27 protein-coding genes and 3 pseudogenes are annotated in these 20,729 nt (G+C 37.4%); 6 read left to right on the forward strand and 24 right to left on the reverse strand.

The features are described from left to right. Positions 1-31: 31 nt before the first annotated feature. The 20 genes from ACZ42C_RS06280 to ACZ42C_RS06375 form a co-directional block, all read right to left on the reverse strand. On the reverse strand, positions 32-1,741 hold the full coding sequence (locus tag ACZ42C_RS06280) for a hypothetical protein (protein WP_461181804.1): 1,710 nt from the start codon (positions 1,739-1,741) through the stop codon (positions 32-34). Beyond that, entirely contained in the window at positions 1,732-2,130 is a 399-nt protein-coding gene (locus ACZ42C_RS06285; RefSeq protein WP_461181803.1) for an HNH endonuclease signature motif containing protein, read from the reverse strand. The genes ACZ42C_RS06280 and ACZ42C_RS06285 overlap by 10 nt, the downstream gene beginning before the upstream one ends. Positions 2,131-2,136: 6 nt before the next feature. Then, positions 2,137-2,400: a hypothetical protein gene (locus ACZ42C_RS06290; protein WP_461181802.1), complete on the reverse strand. Its 264-nt coding sequence runs from the start codon at positions 2,398-2,400 to the stop codon at positions 2,137-2,139. A 5-nt stretch (positions 2,401-2,405) separates the two neighbouring features. Next, on the reverse strand, positions 2,406-2,564 hold the full coding sequence (locus ACZ42C_RS06295; protein WP_461181801.1) for a hypothetical protein: 159 nt from the start codon (positions 2,562-2,564) through the stop codon (positions 2,406-2,408). Positions 2,565-2,672: 108 nt separating this feature from the next. Further along, complete coding sequence (locus tag ACZ42C_RS06300) at positions 2,673-2,981, reverse strand: MazG-like family protein (RefSeq protein ID WP_461181800.1); 309 nt, start codon at positions 2,979-2,981, stop codon at positions 2,673-2,675. A gap of 34 nt (positions 2,982-3,015) precedes the next feature. Beyond that, on the reverse strand, positions 3,016-3,675 hold the full coding sequence (locus ACZ42C_RS06305; RefSeq protein ID WP_461181799.1) for a sigma-70 family RNA polymerase sigma factor: 660 nt from the start codon (positions 3,673-3,675) through the stop codon (positions 3,016-3,018). Between the two features lie 11 nt (positions 3,676-3,686). After that, on the reverse strand, positions 3,687-3,866 hold the full coding sequence (locus ACZ42C_RS06310) for a hypothetical protein (protein WP_461181798.1): 180 nt from the start codon (positions 3,864-3,866) through the stop codon (positions 3,687-3,689). Between the two features lie 52 nt (positions 3,867-3,918). Beyond that, positions 3,919-4,401 (reverse strand): DUF669 domain-containing protein, encoded by a 483-nt coding sequence (locus ACZ42C_RS06315; protein ID WP_461181797.1) that lies wholly within the window; start codon positions 4,399-4,401, stop codon positions 3,919-3,921. 1 nt (position 4,402) lies between these two features. Next, positions 4,403-4,609 (reverse strand): hypothetical protein, encoded by a 207-nt coding sequence (locus tag ACZ42C_RS06320; RefSeq protein WP_461181796.1) that lies wholly within the window; start codon positions 4,607-4,609, stop codon positions 4,403-4,405. A 28-nt stretch (positions 4,610-4,637) separates the two neighbouring features. After that, on the reverse strand, positions 4,638-6,443 hold the full coding sequence (locus ACZ42C_RS06325; protein ID WP_461181795.1) for an AAA family ATPase: 1,806 nt from the start codon (positions 6,441-6,443) through the stop codon (positions 4,638-4,640). A gap of 271 nt (positions 6,444-6,714) precedes the next feature. After that, on the reverse strand, positions 6,715-7,002 hold the full coding sequence (locus tag ACZ42C_RS06330) for a hypothetical protein (protein ID WP_461181794.1): 288 nt from the start codon (positions 7,000-7,002) through the stop codon (positions 6,715-6,717). After that, the gene (locus ACZ42C_RS06335) at positions 6,995-7,279 is read right to left on the reverse strand and encodes a VRR-NUC domain-containing protein (protein ID WP_461181793.1); all 285 of its coding nucleotides are present in this window, start codon (positions 7,277-7,279) and stop codon (positions 6,995-6,997) included. The genes ACZ42C_RS06330 and ACZ42C_RS06335 overlap by 8 nt, the downstream gene beginning before the upstream one ends. Positions 7,280-7,419: 140 nt before the next feature. Continuing rightward, positions 7,420-7,737 (reverse strand): hypothetical protein, encoded by a 318-nt coding sequence (locus ACZ42C_RS06340; RefSeq protein WP_461181792.1) that lies wholly within the window; start codon positions 7,735-7,737, stop codon positions 7,420-7,422. Beyond that, positions 7,738-7,986 (reverse strand): hypothetical protein, encoded by a 249-nt coding sequence (locus ACZ42C_RS06345; protein ID WP_461181791.1) that lies wholly within the window; start codon positions 7,984-7,986, stop codon positions 7,738-7,740. After that, complete coding sequence (locus tag ACZ42C_RS06350) at positions 7,987-9,213, reverse strand: SNF2-related protein (RefSeq protein WP_461181827.1); 1,227 nt, start codon at positions 9,211-9,213, stop codon at positions 7,987-7,989. It lies immediately after the preceding gene. Continuing rightward, positions 9,209-9,487 carry a hypothetical protein gene (locus tag ACZ42C_RS06355; RefSeq protein ID WP_461181790.1) on the reverse strand — a complete coding sequence of 93 codons (279 nt, stop codon included), beginning with the start codon at positions 9,485-9,487 and terminating at the stop codon, positions 9,209-9,211. The genes ACZ42C_RS06350 and ACZ42C_RS06355 overlap by 5 nt, the downstream gene beginning before the upstream one ends. A 221-nt stretch (positions 9,488-9,708) precedes the next feature. Then, positions 9,709-9,948 (reverse strand): hypothetical protein, encoded by a 240-nt coding sequence (locus ACZ42C_RS06360; protein ID WP_461181789.1) that lies wholly within the window; start codon positions 9,946-9,948, stop codon positions 9,709-9,711. A gap of 134 nt (positions 9,949-10,082) precedes the next feature. Then, the gene (locus ACZ42C_RS06365) at positions 10,083-10,292 is read right to left on the reverse strand and encodes a hypothetical protein (RefSeq protein WP_461181788.1); all 210 of its coding nucleotides are present in this window, start codon (positions 10,290-10,292) and stop codon (positions 10,083-10,085) included. Continuing rightward, a complete protein-coding gene (locus ACZ42C_RS06370; protein WP_461181787.1) occupies positions 10,289-10,480 on the reverse strand; it encodes a helix-turn-helix transcriptional regulator in 192 nt (63 codons plus the stop codon). The genes ACZ42C_RS06365 and ACZ42C_RS06370 overlap by 4 nt, the downstream gene beginning before the upstream one ends. A gap of 13 nt (positions 10,481-10,493) precedes the next feature. Further along, the gene (locus tag ACZ42C_RS06375) at positions 10,494-10,676 is read right to left on the reverse strand and encodes a helix-turn-helix domain-containing protein (RefSeq protein ID WP_461181786.1); all 183 of its coding nucleotides are present in this window, start codon (positions 10,674-10,676) and stop codon (positions 10,494-10,496) included. 333 nt (positions 10,677-11,009) lie between these two features. Here ACZ42C_RS06375 and ACZ42C_RS06380 point away from each other — a divergent pair. From ACZ42C_RS06380 to ACZ42C_RS06395, 4 genes and pseudogenes are all read left to right on the forward strand, one after another. Further along, a pseudogene (locus ACZ42C_RS06380) lies at positions 11,010-11,150 on the forward strand (helix-turn-helix domain-containing protein); the annotation flags it as partial. A 246-nt stretch (positions 11,151-11,396) separates the two neighbouring features. Then, positions 11,397-11,507 (forward strand): annotated as a pseudogene (locus ACZ42C_RS06385) (helix-turn-helix domain-containing protein); the annotation flags it as partial. 4 nt (positions 11,508-11,511) lie between these two features. Beyond that, entirely contained in the window at positions 11,512-11,976 is a 465-nt protein-coding gene (locus ACZ42C_RS06390) for an ImmA/IrrE family metallo-endopeptidase (protein WP_461181785.1), read from the forward strand. A 14-nt stretch (positions 11,977-11,990) separates the two neighbouring features. Continuing rightward, on the forward strand, positions 11,991-13,133 hold the full coding sequence (locus ACZ42C_RS06395; RefSeq protein WP_461181784.1) for a tyrosine-type recombinase/integrase: 1,143 nt from the start codon (positions 11,991-11,993) through the stop codon (positions 13,131-13,133). 75 nt (positions 13,134-13,208) lie between these two features. Here the strand turns inward: ACZ42C_RS06395 and radC are convergent. The 3 genes and pseudogenes from radC to ACZ42C_RS06410 form a co-directional block, all read right to left on the reverse strand. Next, positions 13,209-13,682, reverse strand: a pseudogene (gene radC / locus ACZ42C_RS06400) (RadC family protein); the annotation flags it as partial. A gap of 187 nt (positions 13,683-13,869) precedes the next feature. Next, the gene (locus tag ACZ42C_RS06405) at positions 13,870-14,730 is read right to left on the reverse strand and encodes an SPOR domain-containing protein (protein WP_461181783.1); all 861 of its coding nucleotides are present in this window, start codon (positions 14,728-14,730) and stop codon (positions 13,870-13,872) included. A gap of 147 nt (positions 14,731-14,877) precedes the next feature. Then, positions 14,878-16,146 carry a bifunctional folylpolyglutamate synthase/dihydrofolate synthase gene (locus ACZ42C_RS06410; RefSeq protein ID WP_461181782.1) on the reverse strand — a complete coding sequence of 423 codons (1,269 nt, stop codon included), beginning with the start codon at positions 16,144-16,146 and terminating at the stop codon, positions 14,878-14,880. A 62-nt stretch (positions 16,147-16,208) separates the two neighbouring features. Here ACZ42C_RS06410 and ACZ42C_RS06415 point away from each other — a divergent pair, with 62 nt between their 5' ends. Continuing rightward, positions 16,209-17,093, forward strand: coding sequence for an ATP-grasp domain-containing protein (locus tag ACZ42C_RS06415; RefSeq protein WP_461181781.1), 885 nt, complete (start codon positions 16,209-16,211; stop codon positions 17,091-17,093). A gap of 36 nt (positions 17,094-17,129) precedes the next feature. Next, positions 17,130-17,999, forward strand: coding sequence for an ATP-grasp domain-containing protein (locus tag ACZ42C_RS06420; protein WP_461181780.1), 870 nt, complete (start codon positions 17,130-17,132; stop codon positions 17,997-17,999). Between the two features lie 22 nt (positions 18,000-18,021). Here the strand turns inward: ACZ42C_RS06420 and ACZ42C_RS06425 are convergent, their stop codons facing one another. Further along, entirely contained in the window at positions 18,022-20,667 is a 2,646-nt protein-coding gene (locus ACZ42C_RS06425) for a valine--tRNA ligase (RefSeq protein WP_461181779.1), read from the reverse strand. Between the last annotated feature and the right edge of the window lie 62 nt (positions 20,668-20,729).

A 20,729-nucleotide genomic window follows, 5' to 3' on the forward strand; every position in this document is an offset into this window, starting at 1 on the left:
AATTTAATCATCACGTTTGTATCATTCATCTTTAATTTTCCTCCCCTAAAAAATCATTAATCCGTTTATTCGCTAAATCAAGATACCACCAGTAGTCTAATTTAGTCGGTACTTCCATTCCGTTCACATCATTATTTTCAATGAAACATCTATCTGGTGTGTATCCGATTTTGCTTGCAGATCCATCCCTGACTTTTAGTAATTCACCATCATTCTCATCTACTGAAGCAAAAACCCGGAATACACTTTCAGTCATTCTTTTCCTGCCATACCTGGCATATTCATATTTATTGGATATTTTGACTATCTTTTGAAACTTTACTAATTCAGTGCAATTAAATATTGTATCTGCTGGATCAATATCTTTAATGAAGTAATTAACTACAGCTTCATTTACTATTGGAAGATCATTATCTAATGGATTTAATTTTTTAACATAAGCACCTTTCGACTCATAACTGCCATCTGCTGCAACCAATATATAATTGTTAACGTCTTTCTGAATGACTTTTGTATATTCTTCAAACTCTAATTCCATCCTTGTTCGCTGTTCCCACTCGTAACAAATATCATCAATGAGATAATAGTCATCCGGATGATGCAATTTGACCAGGACACCATCAGTATTACTTTGTATCAATGTGCAATATGGCTCCAATTTTTCTATCAAATCAAGAAGTAAAGTCATGCCGCCTATGCATACGTTGTTTGCTTGAAGTGGATCATACAGGCCATTGTATTTATCTTTCATGGCTCCATATGTACCATTAATAACTATTTTCAAAGGTGCCTGGCGTTTATCTTTGGCAGCTTTATATTTAAGCCTGGTGTCACGAATTTCTTTAAACTTTGCTGGGTTTTTAACATTGCGGCTTAAATAATCGTATTCGATCATTAAGGCCGGGTAATAACTGGCCACATCAATTAATAAATAATCACCTTCACCGAAATAATTATTTCTTGCACCATGCAGCCCACCCCATGCGAAAATGTGCGGCACCCCGGCTATTTCCGTATCATGAAATAATGAATATGGTTCCGGAACTGATCTAGCATGTTCATAGAAATCGAGTACATCAGTGTATTTATTAATCTGTAATGTATCTGGGAAAGTGTAATCAAACTCATCCATCCGTGGTATCTTTGGCTGCCTTGCTTCCAAAATGACAGCTGACAGCTGTGCTTTTGTTTTAGAAATATTTCTTTTTGGCAGCTTAAACATTTTCAAGAGTTCCATCTGTGAAGTAAATTCGTCAACGTTTTCAGCAAAAATATGCATAGTTTCCTGCACATCATGTCGGCAATATTTAATTACCTCCTGGATCTCTTCATCCGTTAATTTCCGCATTGTATCAAAAGAAACTGAAGTCTCTCTGATATCGTGACCCATAAAACCTTCCAGCTGCTTTAATGACCGGAATTTATTTGTCATAATGTCAAAGTTGAAAAGCTGTATTTTCCAAAAATCTTTATAAAATTTCCATCCTTGTTTCCGTTTAACTATGATCCAATGGTTAATTTCCTGTGGAGTAAAGCCGCAAATAATCGCTTTTAAAATATACTGGTCATAATGCCGGGAATTGTAGCCTATCCAAATATCATTACGATGGAGATTATAAAAATCTATTAAACCCTGTTCATCATTATGGAAAATGTGTTCTTTTTTAGTAGTCGCATCTATGATTAATACAAGCCAGTCATCATGGAATACTTCAAAATCGTAGAATAAAATTATGAACACCCTCTTTCAAAAGACCATCCATTAGCTGTATGTTGCTTACCTTTGAAAATCTTTTGTATGCAAGAAGTGTATGTTCCACAAAACCTAGCGGCCTCTTTAATACTGTTGAATACTATTATTTGACCACACTTTCTTGCTATAACCTCAACCCCAGGGCGTTTCACTACATCCTTGTGTTTTTTAACGTGTTCACCACGTGTTAATAGTTCAAGGTTATCTATCGACCAATTAAGCTTGTTCTCATCTTTATGATGAATGACATAACCGTTTGGAATCTTACCATTAAATTTTTCCCATTCAAGTCGGTGAATGTGACAATTCTCTCCATCTTTATATACTGCAGGATAATCTCCATTCATATATACTTTATAATCTTCATAAAAGAGCAAATGGTATCACTCCTTAATTTCTTGTCCGCAAGTAGGGCAAAAACCGAATTCAAATTGATTAGCTATTGACACTTCCATTTCCCAATCCAAAAAACCAAAATGCTTCTTTCTTCCTGTCGAATTAATCATAACTAAATCAAGTACTTGTTTATCCCTAAATTCGATATGCATTACTTTGAATGGAATAGTCTTTTTATGCCTTGGCGGTTCTCCGTGTTGAAAAAGATTTATGAAATCACCTTTACGAACGTCTTTCAGCTTACGCTTCATTGTATTCACTCCCGATCAATGAATCCTATTTTTCTTTGGGATTCAGTTTCTTCATTATCCTCTTCTTGAGTTTCTGCTAATCTATTAATTGCTTTAGCAATCTCAAAACCTGCTTTTGCTATTGATTCCAATTTATTATTAGAAAGACCGTCCCATCCCATCACTTAATCACCTTCCACCCTCTGCGCTTTTTAGCATTTAATTCATACTTCCTTAACGGTTCGTATAACCAAACATGGTCACGATAAAGAAGGAACCATTTACGCTTACGTTTACTCATCTTGCAAAACCTGCTCGGCAATGGCAACGGACACCGCCGCAACCTGTATTAATTCTTTATATAAATTTGATTTATCACTATTCTTACCCCAATGCTTGTCTGTTTGAATAGCTTGGGCAACTTCCCCAAACTCTTCACCTAAAATGGTGTACCAGGTATCATAAGAATGATGCTGTTCACCCCATTTGTAATTCTGCCGGGAACGTTCATCATTAATATCATTTATTATTTTGGTGCGACTGTTTAATTTAGATATGTGTTCCGGTAAAATGGTCATTGACGGTTTTTCTTTAGAAGACATTGTTTAACCTCCCTATTTATGTCAAATTTTTCGTCTACACCACGTATTCCAAATACTTCTCTCCTATGCTCTTTAATTTCCTACTTATTTGTATTTGCGAGACACCGACTGCATTTCCAATTTCACGTTGTGTACGGTCTTCCAGCCTCATATTTATAATCTGTCTTTCATCACCGTTCAATGATTCCAAAAAATCTTTTACATATACCGCCGTGAAATCTTCCTCATTGCCTAGCTGATCTAACATAGTTACCTTTTCACTGTCTTGGAAAACTGAAGCATTAAGAGAATCAACCACTTTCATAGTTTCTAATGCTATTTCCACATCTTTCTCCGATGTATTGAATTTGACTGCTATATCTTTTAACGAAAACTCTTCCAAACCTGCAGCGTTTATCCTATTAGCAAGCTCTATAGCCGTCCTTGGATGCTTAACTGATTTACCTTTATCACGTATATATCGCATTGCCTCAAATTTAATGATCCTTATTGCATAGGAAGAAAATTTATATCCCAAAGAATCATCAAAATTTCTATAGGCTTTTATGAAACCAATCTTTCCTTCAGAAATTAAGTCCTCCGGATCTACACCTGTATCACCATATAAAAATGGTCTTAAAGCATGGTAAATTAATCTATAATGTTCCTGGTAACATTCATCTTCACTCATTAAAATTCCATTTATCTTTTTCATGCTCCTATCCCCTAGAACAACATTAATTGCATATGATCATTTCTAACTTCATTTCTTTCAATATTGAAAGAAGTCCATTTATATTTTTTATCCAAATATGCTGCATAATCATTAGCCGTGTTTAAGTCAAATGCACAACCATAATGAAAACCTTCTGAATCACGAATTATATAGTAAACAAAATCCAACATATGAACACCTTCTTAAATTTAAAGGGCAGCCGTACGACCGCCCCTTATTCAATTATTCAACTTCATAGATTTCTAAAATTTCATGCGTATCATATCCATCTTTATTAGTACCTTTTTCAAGAAGATATTCAAATGCACCGTCTATGTCCTCATGGATGTCCAGTACCAAATCAGCATAATCTGCAAAACCGGTAAACTTAACGTCATCCTTCTCACAATCCCAAAGTGATCTAAGCATTTCATTATTTTGGTGTACCTGAAGACCAAAGGCACGATCATTTTGCGGTTGCATTACTTTGTTATAAAAGATAAGCTGTCCTTCATAATCGCCTTCAAGGATTTTGAACCAAATTGAGAGCATTGGGTCTCCTTTTTTGGATTCAACCATTTCCATCTTTTCAACGGACACTTCATATTGACCTTCCGGGACTTCTTTAAAGTCCCCAAATCCGTTTTCTTCTACTTCTTGAACATCTTCCTGAAGTGCTTCAACATCTACGTTTTTATCAAACTTACTCCAATCGAATTTTGCCATTTTATACATCAACCTCCATGATTTCTTTTGGTGTATTAAAGGTGAACTGCAAATCAATAACGAAATACTGACCATATTTATTATGCTTTTCACTAATTTTCCAAGAAGTAAGGTGCATGTCCTCCTTTGCTTCAGCTACAATATCTTCTGCTTCTTTCCGAGTATCTGCATAGTGCTGCTCCTTAGTGTTCAGTTCACGTTTTGACATAATTAATCAATCTCCTTTTTTAATTTAATTACTCACCGCTTTTAACACGAGTTCTACGTCTGCGAGTACGCTTAGGCTTCTCCTCTTCTTCCTTATCATCAGCCTCATCATCAGTTTCACCTGGAGGAGTATCATCTACTGCCTTACGTTCTTTACGCTGCTTTTTTGGTTTTTCCTCTGATTTATCAGCTGACTTACGAGTACGTTTTTTAGGCTTTTCTTCCTTATCTTCCTCCGGTGTCTCTTCCTGTTCAGTATCTTCCGGCTCCGGATCACGCTTCTTACGTTCACGTTTTGGCTTGTCCTCTTTAACTGGTGCCGGCTTTTCTTTCTTTTTTGTGACTTTACCTTCTTGGGCAATTGTCAATTCTTCAATGAATGCTTCCATTTCAAGGGGAATCGTTTCAACCTCAAACTGGAATCTACCTCCACCAAATACATTATTTTTCTTTGCCAGCTGCAGAAACCTTTCATCATCTGAATTGGTGAATGCTCTCATTGTTAGATCCACTGTACCGGTTAAGAAGTTGGCAACTTTATCATTGATATTTGGCTTGAAAGTTGTACGCTTGGAACCACCTTTTAAACTAATTTCTTCAACCTTTTCTTTACTTACATAACCAACCTGATAGCCAAGTGCTTTCAATCTTTTAATAGCTCTTTGCCATTCAGTGGTAACTTTTGACCATCCCTTACCGAAGCCGCCATCACTTTCGTGCTCCCAATTATTTTTTTCAAAGACATAAACTCTGCAATGCTCATACAAATCTTCGACCAAATCTATCGCTACAGCTTCATAATCGTTCTCTTCAGTTTCTAAATCATTAATAGTATCCAAGAATACTTCCCAAGCCAATGTTACGTTTGTCCGACGTCCCTCTTTTTTAACCTCATTTTTAATTGGTTGAACAGGTGCAGTGGTGTTATCCGTGTTTCCATCAGTATTTAAAAACAGGACGTTTTCAAGCTGGTCAACAAAAGTACTCTTTCCAACATAACTATCACCATAAATCCAAAAATCCGGATGTGTATCAATCTTTCTTTCCCTGCGTTCATTTTTCGGTAGTGCCATCTCAACATCTCCTTTTTCATTTTGTATTGCATCCAAGTAATTTGGTGCAAACCGTGGATTGCAGCTGAAGCAATTGCCGCTCACGTTTTTTGGATACTCTTTTGCTGACTCTATTTTCTTAATGCTGTTATGAAAATAAACAACCTCCATTTCGTCATATTCAATTGGTACCAATTTAACTTCTGATTCCTCTACGGTATCAACTAACCGTTTCCGGAAATGAAATAGATCCTCTGTATCTTTCTGCTTAATATTTGTTTTAGGAACGAACAGAAATCCCATTCGTTTAACATCAAATCCATCTTGCTCCAGGTAATGCTTATAAATATGAAGCTGTCCGGATTCAAGGTAATTTTTAATGTTGTTGCTGTATTTAAAATCAATTACCATGCATTCACCGTTTGGAGTACTGAGTATCAGGTCAACATATCCCCGGTATTTTTTCTTATCAATGTAATACTCATGGATATAATCAAATCCGATAAAGTTATCAGCCAGATAATCTTTCACTTTAGGTATTAAGATTTCCAGTTTCATAGCTTCATGGATAATCGCATTTGTGAGAACCGGGAACGAGTTATAATACTCTTCCAATGCTGTTTCTACATCTGTTTCAATGCCTTTATGAAGCGCGTTACCAATGATTAACGGATTATCTGCATCCAGTTTTGGTATTTCGGCCAGTTTGTCAATATAACGTAATTTAAAATGGTATGGACAATCTTCAAATAGTGAAACACGTGAATAAGAGTATTGGGTCATTTAATCACCTGCCTTAAATTCCGGCCGCACATTGGGCAATAATTAATTTCTCGTTTAAAGGTTAATCCATTGTTTCTATACATGGCTTTTCCATCTTCCGACATGTCAAAAGAAGAACTCCCGATAAAATAATTCTTCTTTTTATTGCGTTTTCGATATATTTTTAAAGTGTTTCTCTTTACTTTTTTTACACTGTGATTCTTTAATGGAAATGTGTATATATCTAGCGGCATTCTTTTCCCATGTTTGTCAGGCGTACAATAATTGCATGTCATTCCCTCACCGCTTCCAGCAATTCAGCATTAGATTTTTTAACCTGCTCCAAATGAGTATTTAAATCAGTTATTTTATCCTTATCAATAAGCAATTCATTCCTATGGATGTACAACATGGCTGATAACAAGTTGCTCTGATAAGCCTTAAATGCCCATCTCTTGTCCTTTCGTTTTAAAGTAGGTATAAACACATCTTCATACCTTTCAACCGTGACATTCATGCTATCGTATTCCTTTATACGGACATTCCCAACGGTGATAATGACTCTCTTTTTATCAGACACTGAACCACCTCTCTTTCCAATCGTCAAAATCTTTCGGTCTCAAAATATACGCTTCACCACCGGAATCTTTTATTTTACGAATGTTATAGATTTGCAATTTAGTAGCTTTACCAACATCCGTTTTTAATTCAATGCCGTGAAAGGTGCCATCAATGCAAGCCAATATGTCAGGAACACCTTGTTTGGTATATTGAGCGCCCGCCCAGTACTTTAAGTGCCAAACATCTTTTTCTTTAAGAAAAGCAATTACTTTCTTTTGAAATGCTGCTTCTTTCATCCGCTCACCACCCACAACCTTTCAGGATAAACTTTCCTATCTTTATACGGATATTTCTTATTTAAATAACGGAAACATTCTGCTCTTGTCTCACCCATTGCATAAACTTTTCCTGACTTCTCCCCGATGATCTTAATCGTTTACTTCACCGTGAATTTCACATGAGCTTTTCTATTCGTGACTTTTGGATAATCTTCCAATAGCTCGCCGTGTAAAGAAGGCTCTTTTTCTTTCAACTTTTTAAGATCAATGGACCTAGATTGACTAGCAGCCACCCTGGTAATCTTTAAAAATTTATTGTCAATAGACTTAATGTCGTGTTCATCCATTGCCTTTTCCAGTTCTGCTTTAAGTTCCTTGGTTTTAGTTGCAAGTTCTTTTTGGTGTTTATCCATAGCAGCTATTTCTGCCATTACCGCTAAATGTTTATTTTCAAATGGTGTTATTTCGTTAGTCATTTACTTGTCCTCCTTCTTGGTTAAGTCGAATCTTCCATCAGTAATTGTAATCTGCAATTCTTCCACCGTTTTAAAAGTCAAATCAATCTTATAGACAGATTGCAACTTGACATCGTCACCAAATCCATTTGAACCATTTGCAACATCAACTGCTTGTGCTAGTGCATCTGACTTATTTTCATATGACATATGTTCCAATTCATTCATTGAAGTAGACGTTTTTGTCTCAACCACTATCCATACGTTCAATCACATCTCCTCCTCTTCAAATAGTTCATCCGTGTAATCTTTCCGCATCTCTAAAACCTCTTTCATTCGCCATTCAATGGAACCGGCAGTTAATAGATAGTAATAAAATACTGGTCTTTCTTGCCCTATCCGGTGGATCCGCTTCTTACTTTGCTCGAATAATTCACTGCTGTCAGAAAGCGTAAAATAGACTATCTTATTGGCTTTTTGTAGATTAAGACCCATAGCCCCTGCCTGGTACTGAATAAGCGTTATACTGTTTTCCTGCTCTTCATATGCAGTTAAATCTTTCAACGCCCCATTGACTGTGGAAACCGGTTTATCCGTTAAACCTTTCAATGTTTCATACTCTTTGGTGTAGTTATAAAAAATGATGATCCGGTCATTGGTACTGTCAATAAGATCCTTGACGTAATTTAATTTGTGCTGATTATAGACACCAGCAAGCTGCCGCATATACAATTTTTTAGTTGGTGCTGTATCGCCCACAAGTAATTCATCACCAATTTCAACAATGCTGTGTTTGGCAAATTCCATGTATTCTTTGGTAGATGAGATTTTAACTGGTATATCATTGGTTGCCGGTAAATCAAATACTTCATCTGTTTTCATAAATACCGCACCATATTTTCGCAGCTTCCGCTTTAACCTATCCACATTTTTATAACCGACGATCTTATATTGCTGGTTGAGATCATCCCATTCTCGAACGACATAATGCCTGTAAAATGTTTTCTTATCAATCTTCCAACCGAGTAAATGGAGCTGTGACCACAATTCTTCATACTTTCCACCTGTTGGAGTACCGGATAATAAAATGACATGCTCAGGATCCAGTCCAAGGATAAATTTACTTTGCTTAGACTTTTCATTTTTTATCTGTGATGACTCGTCCAACATAAGCGTGAAATTATTTAACTTTTTAAGTTCCGTCCTTCTCCAGGCTTTTTCATAATTAATAATTAAAATGCTGTCTTCAGGAACTTTATCGAATGACTGCTTGTCGAAAATAATTATTTCGTACTCTACATAATGTTCTTTAAAATGGTTATACCAATCACCTATTTTTGACTTTTGGCAGATTAATAGATTGAATGGCGTATTCAGTTCCCACATTTTTTCTGAACCAACAAATGTTTTTCCGAGACCCATGTCCAAATAGTAAGCCACTCTGTCATGATGATACGTGTCGTTTAATACTCGTTCCTGGTGTGGAAATAACTTAATACTCACTGCGCATCTCCAACTCTATTTCAAGCGATTTATAATCCGTGTGCTCTCGTAAAAATTCAATATCCGGCATCTCGTACATTTCAGTAACATAATCTTCAGCAGCCATAGTTGCCATATCTCCATTTACAAATGACAAGGCTCTACTTCCATATTGCATTTTTATATGCATAACGTTTCTTTCCAACATTTTCATGGAGTTTACAATGTGGCTTGTTGACATATCTTTAATGGCAACTTTTGTTCCATCCCGCATTGTCCAAACTGACACTTAAATACTCACCTGCCTTGTGTTATAATGAATCCGATAAAAGTTTTTCTTTGGGTGGCTACTGCAATAGCTGCCTTTTTATATTGTGATGATGAATAAAACTGAACAGATAATTAAAGCACCTAAGAAACTCTCTTGTTTCAATTGACTCACCTCCTACCATTCATACTCCATCCAAAGTACCGCGATTATTGCTAATGCGATTACAGCTACATAAAACATTAAAAGTAATTCCTCCTCAGATAACCTTCTTTTTCTAGTTCATCCCTTTGCATCTTTTTCGCGTTTAAAGTCATGAGCAATGTTAGCGATTCATTTACTGATTGCAGGATGTCGTCTTTACTGCTGAATTCTGCGTTTGTCGCGCAAACCAGCGCTTTGGTAAATGTCTTGTGCAAGCGCTCCAGGTTATCTGTGAGCATTTCGTAATCCTCAGGAAGATAATGATCTTTAAGTGGCAACTAGTTCACCTCCTTAAATTCAACTTTTTCATGTTCTTCAGCAGTATCCAAAATACGATTCAAGGCACTCTCACTAACAGTTCCGTATTCGATTGTGTGTGGTCCAAATTCATCCTCTGAATGCTTTACAAATTTTAAAATTTTCTTTTCACGCTAACAGCCCGGTAAAGTTTCATCACTTCCGGATGCCTCTTTTCATAATCCGGGTTACCTAATGTCGGGATATGATAAGTCCACTCCAGATCGTTCATTAAGTTTGTAAGCCGATTAGTCCGGATCGGTTCTTCACATTTAAGGATTTCAGCAAACCGATCACGGTAAGCTTGCAGTTCTTCATTTGTCATTCTGTTTCACCACCTATCCCTAACCATTCATCAATCGCATCTAAGTTAAAAATCAATATCCTTGGAGATGGACGTTGATGAGGAATTTTGCCTTGTCTTAGTAAATTGAATATCGTTGATTCGCTCATAGGTGCTCCCACGGATTCAAGATATTCAGACAAGGCTTTTGCACCTCTGACGTTTCTCATTTGGATCCCTCCTTCAAATACCTAGAATCTTCCGGATATGCTGCACATGTTCTTGAGCTTTTGGACCTGTTCTTTTTCCATTTAAAATATCTGATAAATAAGCACCGGATATTCCTAGCATTTCTGCAAGCTCACCATGCTTCATATTTTTCTTAAACAATTCTGAACGTACTTTTGCTCCTAATTCTTGCGACATAGTGACACCCCCTTTTCTAATTTAAGCTATTTTAATAGCTAATTTATTAAATATATATTGACCGTTATTAGCTTAAATGCTATTATAAGAGCATAGCTAAATAAGACTTTAAAAAGCCTTAAACATCAACATTTTTTCAGCTCCCCAGCGTTTAAAATGTTTTAAATTAGGTCGTATTTTTTATACTCTTTTTTAGCTATTAAAATAGCTTATGATCATAGTATATTAGCGTACTTGCTATTTGTCAACAATAAATTAGCTTTTTTGCTAATACGTATTTTGACATAAGCTCACGAAAGGTTGATGGAAGTGAGTTTAGTGAAGAAAATAAAAATGCTTTGTGATGAGAAAAATATCACTTTTGCTGAGCTAGAACGAAAAATAGGAATATCAAATGGACAAATTAGACGTTGGGATAACTCATCCCCAAAATTAGAAAATGTTAAAAAAGTAGCAGATTATTTTAAGGTGTCTCTTGATTACCTTACTGGATTTGATGAAGAGTTAGGTGAATTTAAAAAAGCCGAGACCCTAGACGATCTCATTGCACTATTTGCAGATAATGATTTCGAAATAGATATTAAAGACAATGACGGCGTTGAGACAGTTCAAATTAATCACTTTGATCATGGTACTGTAGAATCAATTGATCTTTATTATTTCATGGAATATGGTGAAAGGATTTTAGAAAAACTCAAAGAAAAATATAATATCAATGATGTACATACAATAGCAGCTCACCATGAAGGCGAGGATTGGACTGAGGAAGAACTAGAAGAAATAGAGCGATTTAAAGAATTCGTAAGAATGAAAAGAAAACAACAGGAGTGATTAAATGCCATATGAAAATCTTTTGAAGGAGGCTCAACAACAGGGCATTGACATCTATGAAATACCAATGTTGCCAAGAAATAAGGGTTTATATAGTGATAATGTAATTTGGATTAATAAGTACATTGAAACATCTAAAGAAAAAGCTAGTACTCTTGCTGAAGAACTTGGTCACCATTATACTTCTGCTGGAGATATCATTGATCAAACTAATTTAAATAACAGGAAACAAGAAAAAAAGGCGCGATCATGGGCATATGAAAAATTAGTTCCTCTTGAAAAAATCATACAAGCGCATGAATTATACATTGAAAGTAAGTATGAGTTCGCTGATCACTTAGGGATTACTGAATCATTTTTGGATTCCGCTTTAGAAAGGTATAAAGAAAAATTTGGTGCTACTGTCAATTTTGATGATTATATTATTTCTTTTGAACCACTAGGAGTTATTAAGTGGTTTGAAGATTGAGGGAGGAAAAAACAATGGCAAGTTATGAAGATTTAGGTTTTGGAAAGTTTAAAATCTATGTAGAGCTTGGATATGATGAACGTGGAAAAAGGATAAGAAGAACAAAAACAATCACTGCTACCAGTCAGAGAAACCTCAATAAACAGATAAGGGATTTTGAAATTAAATGTTTTAATGAAAAAGATGAACCTATCGACAATATTACTTTTGAGGGATTCGTAAAAAGATGGTTAAAAAATCATGTTGATGTTAATCTCACTCTTACCAGTAAAGAATCCTATGAATACCTGTTAAATGATTGCGGTGTACTTGATCATTTCAAAAAGATGAAAATGAAAGATATTAAAAAATATCATATTGTGGAATACTTGGCAGAGGAACAAGCTTCTAATAAACCGCTTATTCCCAACAAATATTTATTGATTAAAAGTATTTTCGCTAAAGCTTTTGAATGGGACGTAATAAATAACAATCCTACAACCGGAATTAAAGAACCGAAAAGGGAAAAACGAAAAGTTGATTTTTACAATGAAGATGAATTGAATCATTTGTTTAAGGTGCTGGAAAATTGTTATCCAAAACACCGTATTATGATTAAATTAGCTGCGATTGGCGGATTAAGACGTGGTGAAATATTAGGCGTTAGAGAAGAATCAATTGACTATGAAAACAGTGCAATTTATATTGATAAACAATTGCGATACGATAAAAATAAAAAACAGTTTTATCTTGCACCAGTTAAAAATAAAAAACCACGTACCGTCTATTTTCCAAAAGAGTTTATGAAAGAGTTAAAAACTTACCACACTGATTTTAAAGCTGTTAGAATGCAAATGGGAGATGCATGGAAAGGTATTTATGATGACAAAGGAAAAATGATCAATCTTTTATTTGTGAAAGAAGATGGTTATCCTACCCATCTAAATACCTTAAGGAATGAATGGGATAAAATCAAAAAAAGACATGGGTTAAAAAACATCTCATTTCATCAATTAAGACACTCCTGTGCGTCTTTAATGGTTAAGAAGGGTGTTAACTTTAAAATCATACAAGAACGGCTAGGACATGCTAATATAGGCATTACACTGGATTTGTATTCGCACCTGGAAGAAGATCAACATAAAGAAAGTGCCAGCGTATTCGATAATATTTTATAGTGTTGGTCACTTTCTCGTCACTTTTTGATTTACTGCTCTCACAAACCTTGTCATATCAACCCCTATACAGTAAAGGTGCACAATGGATGCATTAAGGCTTCCGATGAAAATGGTCTGCCTTTGGATGACCTGGTTTTTCGTATTGAGAAATAGAACTACAAAATGTTCCTGGTTTAAATTTCGCATTTCTTCCATAACATAATCCGCTCCATCTTTTGGCGAACGAATGACGTATTTTTCATTCGGCTTATACTGACTCATCCTTTTTCCAAGCTCTATCGCGGATAGAAGCAATACACCTTTTGCCGTACCTATCCCTTTGATGGCTGTTAATTCTTCAATAGCTGCATCCTGCATGAGACTCAAGCCCTCAAAATGCATAAGGACACGATTGGCCAAAGACATAACGGATTCATCTTTCGTCCCGCTTCCAAGCAGGATGGCTAAGAGCTCCTGATTGGACAAGTGGCTTGCCCCCATTTTCAGCATTCGCTCCCTGGGCCGGTCGTCCTTCGGTACATCTTTAATCATAATGGTTGGAACAGTCATTTACTTCACCTCCTCTCTTACATTACACATATATTAGAGGTAAAGCATTGTTTTAACAAACGCGCAAAAAATGATTTCTTCACTTAAGGAATGTCCGGTTTTTTAAAATTTCTCCAGGGGGAAATGGAAGATTTAAGCACTGAACAGGCATGAAAATTGAAAAAAGCAGGTTTTTTCTCTACCTGCTTCATTCACCCAATGTTTCATATATATGCCATAATTCCAAAAGGTTTTTATCCGTAATTTCATTTTCTCTTTGCACAACTTCCAGTTTTTCATATAAACCGGTAAGCTCGTTTGATTCATCCGTAAAAGTTTCTGTTAACTGTTCCAGATCACTGGCAGATTCTTCGCCTGCATCAGCTGCAATTGCCTGGTGCCACCATGTGGTATATGCATGCAGCCATTCTTCTTCATTTCCGGTTAATAATAATTCAACTGCATCTGTATCCCATGCTTTACTGTATAGCTCAAGTTCTTTTGCTTCCAGCTGGCCGGCAGCCTTTTCCGCTTCTTCAGCAGTGCTAGTGACACCCGCAAATAAATAGTATAGATCATCCCTGTTCCAAATCATCACCGGAATGTTTGCCGCTTCATAACTTTCAGCCAATTTTTCAGCATTCTCCCTTTCCGAGAAAACTCCTGCCTGTAATACATAAGCATCAATGGCATCCAACTCTTTCGTTTGTAATTCATTTTCCAATGTATGCTCTGTATTTTCTTCCCCGGCATCATCCATGCTCACTGCCGCAGGATTATTGTTGCCGCTCAATCCAGGTGAGCCGTCCATTGTAACAAACATACGCAACATGATAATCCCTAATATAGATCCGATCACCAATGCGGAAATGACAGCAAGCATGACCGGTTTTACCAGATTTGCGTTTTGCCTCTTTTTCCATAAACCGGAATGGTTGGATATTTCTCTGAAAGTCCCGAATGATTTATTGGTATTTTCCACTGTGGCTGCCTGTTCGTCTTTTTTTCTGTGTAAATTCAGCTTATTCATGTGGAATTTTGCTCTATGATTTTTCTTTTTACCGGCCACTTTCTCACATCCCCCTGCATGTTTGTATATCGACTCTAGCACAGGTGATATAAAAAGTAAGACGACTGGTGTCACAAATAAAAAAATTCGTTCTGCAATTTACGAAGCATTCTTCTAAAACTCAACTCAAATTGACATGGGAATGATTTATTTTTTATTGGCATAATATCTTCTAACTCTTGATATAAATTCAAGGGAGCCCGTTACAAAATAAACAGATGCATGATCTTTTATGCTTCTTGTTGCTTCCTTCCAATTTTCCGCAACAAAAACATTTTCTTTCCTGGAAAAATACTTTAAATCTTCAAGTGATGCTGACCTGGGGTGATCAAAGGAAGTTAAAGTAACAGTAGAAAAATGCGGGACTGCGAACTTTAGCATCTCTGTTATTTCTTTATCTTTAAATACGGCAAAAAGCAAATGCCTTTGCCTGTCCTTGTAATGGGTTAATATCGTATCAATGAATGCTTCCATCCCTTTTGCATTATGCGCTCCATCCAAAATTACCGCCGGTTTTTCCTGTATCATTTCAAACCTGCCTGGCAGTTGTGTACGTGAAAATGCCTTTACTGTTTTATCGATATTGATTTGATATTTCAGCTTTTTTAAAAGCATGACTGCCTGAAAAGCAACTGAAGCATTTTTAATCTGATGCTCCCCTAACATGGATATTTCCATCGGCTGTTCTTCATTCCAAATAAACCGCTGCACTCCTTTACTAACACCTGTTTTTATATAGGTGAAATCCTGAACCAATTTGTATATGGGGGCTTTCAGATCAGTTGCTTCTTTTTCTATCTCCCTGAATGCATCCTTCGACATTTCGCCAATGACAACAGGTCTATTTCTTTTGATAATTCCTGCTTTATGATAGGCTATTTCTGATATGGTTGAACCGAGAAACTGCATATGATCAATAGAAACATTTGTTATGATGGAAAGTAGGGGATCCAAGCAATTTGTCGTATCCAGTCTCCCGCCCATTCCGGTTTCAATCAATGCTAAATCAACATTTTTTTCAAAATACATCAAAGCAAGTACGGTGATAATTTCAAATTCAGTAGGAGCGGCACCATCGCGGTCCATTTGTTTAATGCCGGGGTACAGCTGATTGCATAATTCAATCAGGATATCTTCCTCAACCGGAACATTATTATGATATATATAACCAGGTAAACCTTGCAGGCTTGGTGATGTAAATACTCCTGTTTGATAGCCGTTGGCCTGAAGTGCAGAGTTTATAAATTGAACCGTGGAGCCTTTTCCATTGGTTCCCGCAATATGAACAGCCCGGATTTTTTTCTCGGGATTACCAGCCTTTTGAAGCAATTTTTGCATTCTTTCCAAGCCTGGTTTAATACCCAATGATTTTCTGGTTGATAGAAATGCTTCAGCCTCCTGAAGGTTTTGAAACATGTAACCAGCCCCTCTCTGATCAACATAATGACTATTACAGTATAACAGAAAGGACTTTTGCAATGCATGCACATGGATGGATTATTTATAACGGCAGTCTGCCGGGAAATAAATTTCTCGATTTTGCTGAATGGATACAGGAAGCTGCGTTACAAAGAAAATCCTCGACAGCCATTTATAAAAACAATGAGCTTCCGGTAATAATTGGGAAGACAGAACTGCAATTCATTGAACAGCAGAATATTCCGGATTACGTTGTGTTTACTGACAAGGATATTTATTTGGCGAAGCAGCTTGAATTAATGGGAATACCGGTTTTTAATTCTGCCGGTACAATAGATATAAGTGACGATAAGATTGCTACGTATTTGGCTTTAATAAAACATAAACTTCCGATTCCGAAAACCATTATTTATCCAAAAGTATTTGGAAATGGTGTAACTGACCATCATATTATTTCAAGAGCCATGGAGAAGCTTGGCTTTCCGATGGTGGTCAAAGAAGCATACGGATCATTTGGTGAACAGGTTTATCTCATTCATAGCGAAGAAGAGCTTATTAGAAAGGTGCAGGATTTAAAAGAGAGAGCATTTGTCTTTCAGGAATTCATCTCCACAAGCTCCGGCCGGGACATCCGGCTCCATGTTGTTGGCGATAAAGTAGTAGCCGGGATGAAGAGGATCTCTTACACTGATTTTCGGGCAAATATTACTGCGGGAGGCAAAATGGAAGCTTATGAAGCAAATAAAGAGGAAAAAGAATTGGCGATTCAAGCAACGAAAGCCATCGGTGCTGATTTTGCCGGAGTGGATTTATTATTCGGTCCGGAAGACTCCCCTCTTATTTGTGAAGTGAATTCCAATGCCCATATTCGGAATATGTACGACTGTACAAATATTAATGTCGCAGATTATATAATGGATTATATTCTGCAGAAAATAGAATAGCCGGTTACTCCGGTTTCATAAAGAGGTGAAACCCATATGTTTTCAGGATGGCTCATATATGCAAAAGAAGATGCAAATGAGAACCAATCGTTTATTGAATGGTTTATCGAAGAAGCACGCTTACAAAATATGTCCCTTAGATTAGTCTTCCGGGAAGAATTGAAACTTGGGATGAAAGATAATAAACCGACCATCTGCATAGGGGATAAGAAAGTAACGATGCCCGATACTGCCATTGTCAGAACAATGGATCCTTTTTTAAGCCGTCATTTGGAAACATGCGGGATATCTGTTTTTAATTCTTCCCATATTTCCCGGATCAGTAATAATAAAGCACTTACACATCTGTATTTATCTGAACTCGACATCCGCATGGTGGACACTGTATTTACCAATAGGGAGCAATTATATAATGAACAGCCGTTTGAATACCCATTTATTGTAAAGAAAAATACAGGAAAAGGCGGTACTGGGGTGTTTCTTATTGAGAATAGAATTGATCTGTTGGCCTGCATGGAAGTTTTGTCTGAACGGGAATTAATCGTTCAAAGATGTAATGTGCAGCTTGGAAAAGACATTCGCATTTTTATTGTCGGGAAAGAAATTGTCGGTGCGGTCCTTAGAGAAAACAAACACGATTTCAGGGCAAACTTTAAACTCGGCGGCAGTGCTTCCCTTTACCATTTGAAAGATGGGGAGCGGGCCATGGTGAAAAAAATCATGCATGCCTTTAATTTTGGGATGGCAGGGATAGATTTTTTAGTCGGTAAGGACGGGGAACTTATCTTTAATGAAATAGAAGATGTAGTTGGTTCAAGAACATTGTCGGCCGTCAGCGACATCAATATACTTCATAAATACACGCATCATATTACAGGACAATTGAAAAAGCGGAATTTCAAGTAATCTTTTGAAATTCCGCTTTTTACTATCTTTTTAGCTCCTCTATCCGAGCTTTTACTTTTTCCTGTTTATTCAAATAATCCTTTTCCTTTTTCCGTTCTTCCTCCACTACTTTTTCAGGTGCTTTATTGACAAACCCTTCATTTGCCAGCTTCTTCTGAACACGTTGTACTTCTTTCGTCCATTTGTCCAGTTCCTTTTCCAGCCGGTTCAGTTCCTGATCAATGTCAATCAGCCCTTCCAGCGGCAGAAACAATTCTGCGCCTGTTACCACCTGTGACATGGATTTTTCCGGGACATCAATAGTTGCAGAAATCATCAATTCGCCCGGATTACAGAAGCGGACCAAATATTCACGGTTTCTTTCAAGTTCCGAAACAATCATATCATTTTCAGGCTGGATAAGCAGCGTTACTTCTTTGGACATTGGTGTATCCACTTCTGCCCGAATATTTCGCACAGATTTAATAATGGAAACAAGACGTTTCATTTCCTCGGAAGCTTGTTCATCATGAAATTCCTGTCTTGGTTTAGGCCAATCACTGACAGTAATGGAATCTCCTTTGTGCGGAAGCTGCTGCCAGATTTCCTCTGTAATAAATGGCATGAATGGGTGAAGCAAACGCATCGTCTGATCAAAAACATATGCCAGTACAGAACGGGTTGTTTGTTTTTTCTCTTCATCCTCTCCGTAAAGCGGAAGCTTAGCCATTTCAATATACCAATCACAAAGTTCATCCCAAATGAAATTATACAAGTGACGTCCGGCTTCTCCAAATTCATATTTATTCGTATTTCTTGTTACGTGCTCGATAGTTTCGTTTAAGCGGGTCAGGATCCATTTATCAGCAAGTGATAACTCCCCTGACAGATCAATATCCTCATACGCAAAGTTTTCCATATTCATCAATGAAAAACGGGCTGCATTCCAGACTTTATTGGCAAAATTCCAAGTGGACTCCACTTTCTCCCAATGGAAACGCAGATCCTGACCCGGGGTGGAACCAGTCAGCAGAAAATAACGTAAGGAATCAGCTCCATATTTTTCAATGACATCCATCGGATCTACCCCATTGCCGAGTGATTTGCTCATCTTCCGGCCTTCCGCATCCCGGATGAGTCCATGGATAAGTACATCTTTAAATGGTCGTTCATCGGTAAACTGCCTTGATTGAAAAATCATCCTGGCTACCCAAAAGAAAATGATGTCATAGCCGGTAACAAGCACATCTGTCGGGAAGTAACGCTTAAAATCCGCTGATTCTTCGTCCGGCCAGCCCATCGTGGAAAATGGCCACAATGCAGAAGAAAACCATGTATCAAGGACATCTTCATCCTGTTCCCAGTTTTCAATATCTTCAGGTGCTTCTTTGCCAACATAAAGTTCATTTGTTTCCTTATGATACCACGCAGGGATCCGGTGTCCCCACCAAAGCTGTCTGGATATGCACCAGTCACGAATATTTTCCATCCAGTTTAAATAGGTCCGTTCAAACCTTGGTGGCACGAAGTTTACCTTTTCTTCTTCTTTTTGCAGCTCAATGGCAGCGTCGGCAAGCGGCTGCATATTTACAAACCATTGCGTTGATAGGTATGGCTCCACAACTGCACCACTTCTTTCCGAATGGCCAACCTGATGTGTATGATCTTCCACTTTAAACAATACACCCTGTTCCTGAAGATCGCTTACTATCCGCTTCCTGCATTCAAATCGGTCAAGCCCCTCATATTTGCCTGCATTTTCATTCATGGTTCCATCCTCATGCATGACCAATACGCGCTCCAGCTGGTGACGGTTTCCAATGTCAAAGTCATTTGGATCATGTGCAGGCGTCACTTTGACAGCGCCGGAACCAAATTCCATGTCAACATAATCATCAGCAACAATTTCAATTTCCCGACCTACTATTGGCAATATGACTTTTTTACCAATTAAATGCTTGTAACGGTCATCTTCCGGATGAACAGCGATTCCGGTATCCCCAAGCATCGTTTCCGGTCTCGTTGTCGCTATTTCAATCGTTTCACCACTGCCCTTGATCGGGTAATGCATATGATAGAATTTACCCTGTACTTCTTCATAAATTACTTCTATATCCGAAAGTGCTGTCTTCGTTTTCGGATCCCAGTTGATAATATATTCTCCACGGTAAATCAGGCCTTCTTCATACAGTTTTACGAACACCTCTCTAACCGCATTGGACAGACCTTCATCCAGGGTGAAACGCTCCCGTGAATAATCAAGGCCAAGACCGAGCTTTTCCCATTGCGACCGGATGAAGTCTGCGTATTCTTCTTTCCATTCCCAGGCAGTTTCCAAAAATTTCTCCCTGCCAAGCTCATATCTGTTTGTGCCCTGTTCCTTCAGCTTTCCCTCTACCTTGGCCTGAGTGGCAATACCAGCATGGTCCATACCCGGCAGCCACAATACATCGTACCCTTGCATCCGTTTCATTCGGGCAATCGTATCCTGCATCGTGGTATCCCAGGCATGACCCAAATGAAGTCTCCCGGTTACATTCGGCGGCGGAATGACAATCGTAAATGGTTCCTTATCCTTATCTCCGGTTGCTTCAAAATATTTTCCCTTAAGCCAAAATGAATAACGTCCTTTTTCCACTTCCGCGGGATGGTACTTCGGTGAAAGTGATGCTTTTTCTTTATTTTCCACAAAAATTGCCTCCTTTTAAAGTAATATATATGGTACTTTTTTTAACCCAAAAAAACCCTTTG

This window comes from Virgibacillus kimchii (assembly GCF_055379185.1).

Bases quoted from the DNA above. Each gene is read 5' to 3' on its own strand.
- ACZ42C_RS06290 (WP_461181802.1), bottom strand. From the start codon at position 2,400: ATGAAGCGTAAGCTGAAAGACGTTCGTAAAGGTGATTTCATAAATCTT.
- ACZ42C_RS06300 (WP_461181800.1), bottom strand. From the start codon at position 2,981: ATGTCTTCTAAAGAAAAACCGTCAATGACCATTTTACCGGAACACATA.
- ACZ42C_RS06305 (WP_461181799.1), bottom strand. From the start codon at position 3,675: ATGAAAAAGATAAATGGAATTTTAATGAGTGAAGATGAATGTTACCAG.
- ACZ42C_RS06310 (WP_461181798.1), bottom strand. From the start codon at position 3,866: ATGTTGGATTTTGTTTACTATATAATTCGTGATTCAGAAGGTTTTCAT.
- ACZ42C_RS06315 (WP_461181797.1), bottom strand. From the start codon at position 4,401: ATGGCAAAATTCGATTGGAGTAAGTTTGATAAAAACGTAGATGTTGAA.
- ACZ42C_RS06320 (WP_461181796.1), bottom strand. From the start codon at position 4,609: ATGTCAAAACGTGAACTGAACACTAAGGAGCAGCACTATGCAGATACT.
- ACZ42C_RS06325 (WP_461181795.1), bottom strand. From the start codon at position 6,443: ATGACCCAATACTCTTATTCACGTGTTTCACTATTTGAAGATTGTCCA.
- ACZ42C_RS06335 (WP_461181793.1), bottom strand. From the start codon at position 7,279: ATGAAAGAAGCAGCATTTCAAAAGAAAGTAATTGCTTTTCTTAAAGAA.
- ACZ42C_RS06340 (WP_461181792.1), bottom strand. From the start codon at position 7,737: ATGACTAACGAAATAACACCATTTGAAAATAAACATTTAGCGGTAATG.
- ACZ42C_RS06365 (WP_461181788.1), bottom strand. From the start codon at position 10,292: ATGACAAATGAAGAACTGCAAGCTTACCGTGATCGGTTTGCTGAAATC.
- ACZ42C_RS06370 (WP_461181787.1), bottom strand. From the start codon at position 10,480: ATGAGAAACGTCAGAGGTGCAAAAGCCTTGTCTGAATATCTTGAATCC.
- ACZ42C_RS06375 (WP_461181786.1), bottom strand. From the start codon at position 10,676: ATGTCGCAAGAATTAGGAGCAAAAGTACGTTCAGAATTGTTTAAGAAA.
- ACZ42C_RS06390 (WP_461181785.1), top strand. From the start codon at position 11,512: ATGCCATATGAAAATCTTTTGAAGGAGGCTCAACAACAGGGCATTGAC.
- ACZ42C_RS06395 (WP_461181784.1), top strand. From the start codon at position 11,991: ATGGCAAGTTATGAAGATTTAGGTTTTGGAAAGTTTAAAATCTATGTA.
- ACZ42C_RS06410 (WP_461181782.1), bottom strand. From the start codon at position 16,146: ATGTTTCAAAACCTTCAGGAGGCTGAAGCATTTCTATCAACCAGAAAA.
- ACZ42C_RS06415 (WP_461181781.1), top strand. From the start codon at position 16,209: ATGCATGCACATGGATGGATTATTTATAACGGCAGTCTGCCGGGAAAT.
- ACZ42C_RS06420 (WP_461181780.1), top strand. From the start codon at position 17,130: ATGTTTTCAGGATGGCTCATATATGCAAAAGAAGATGCAAATGAGAAC.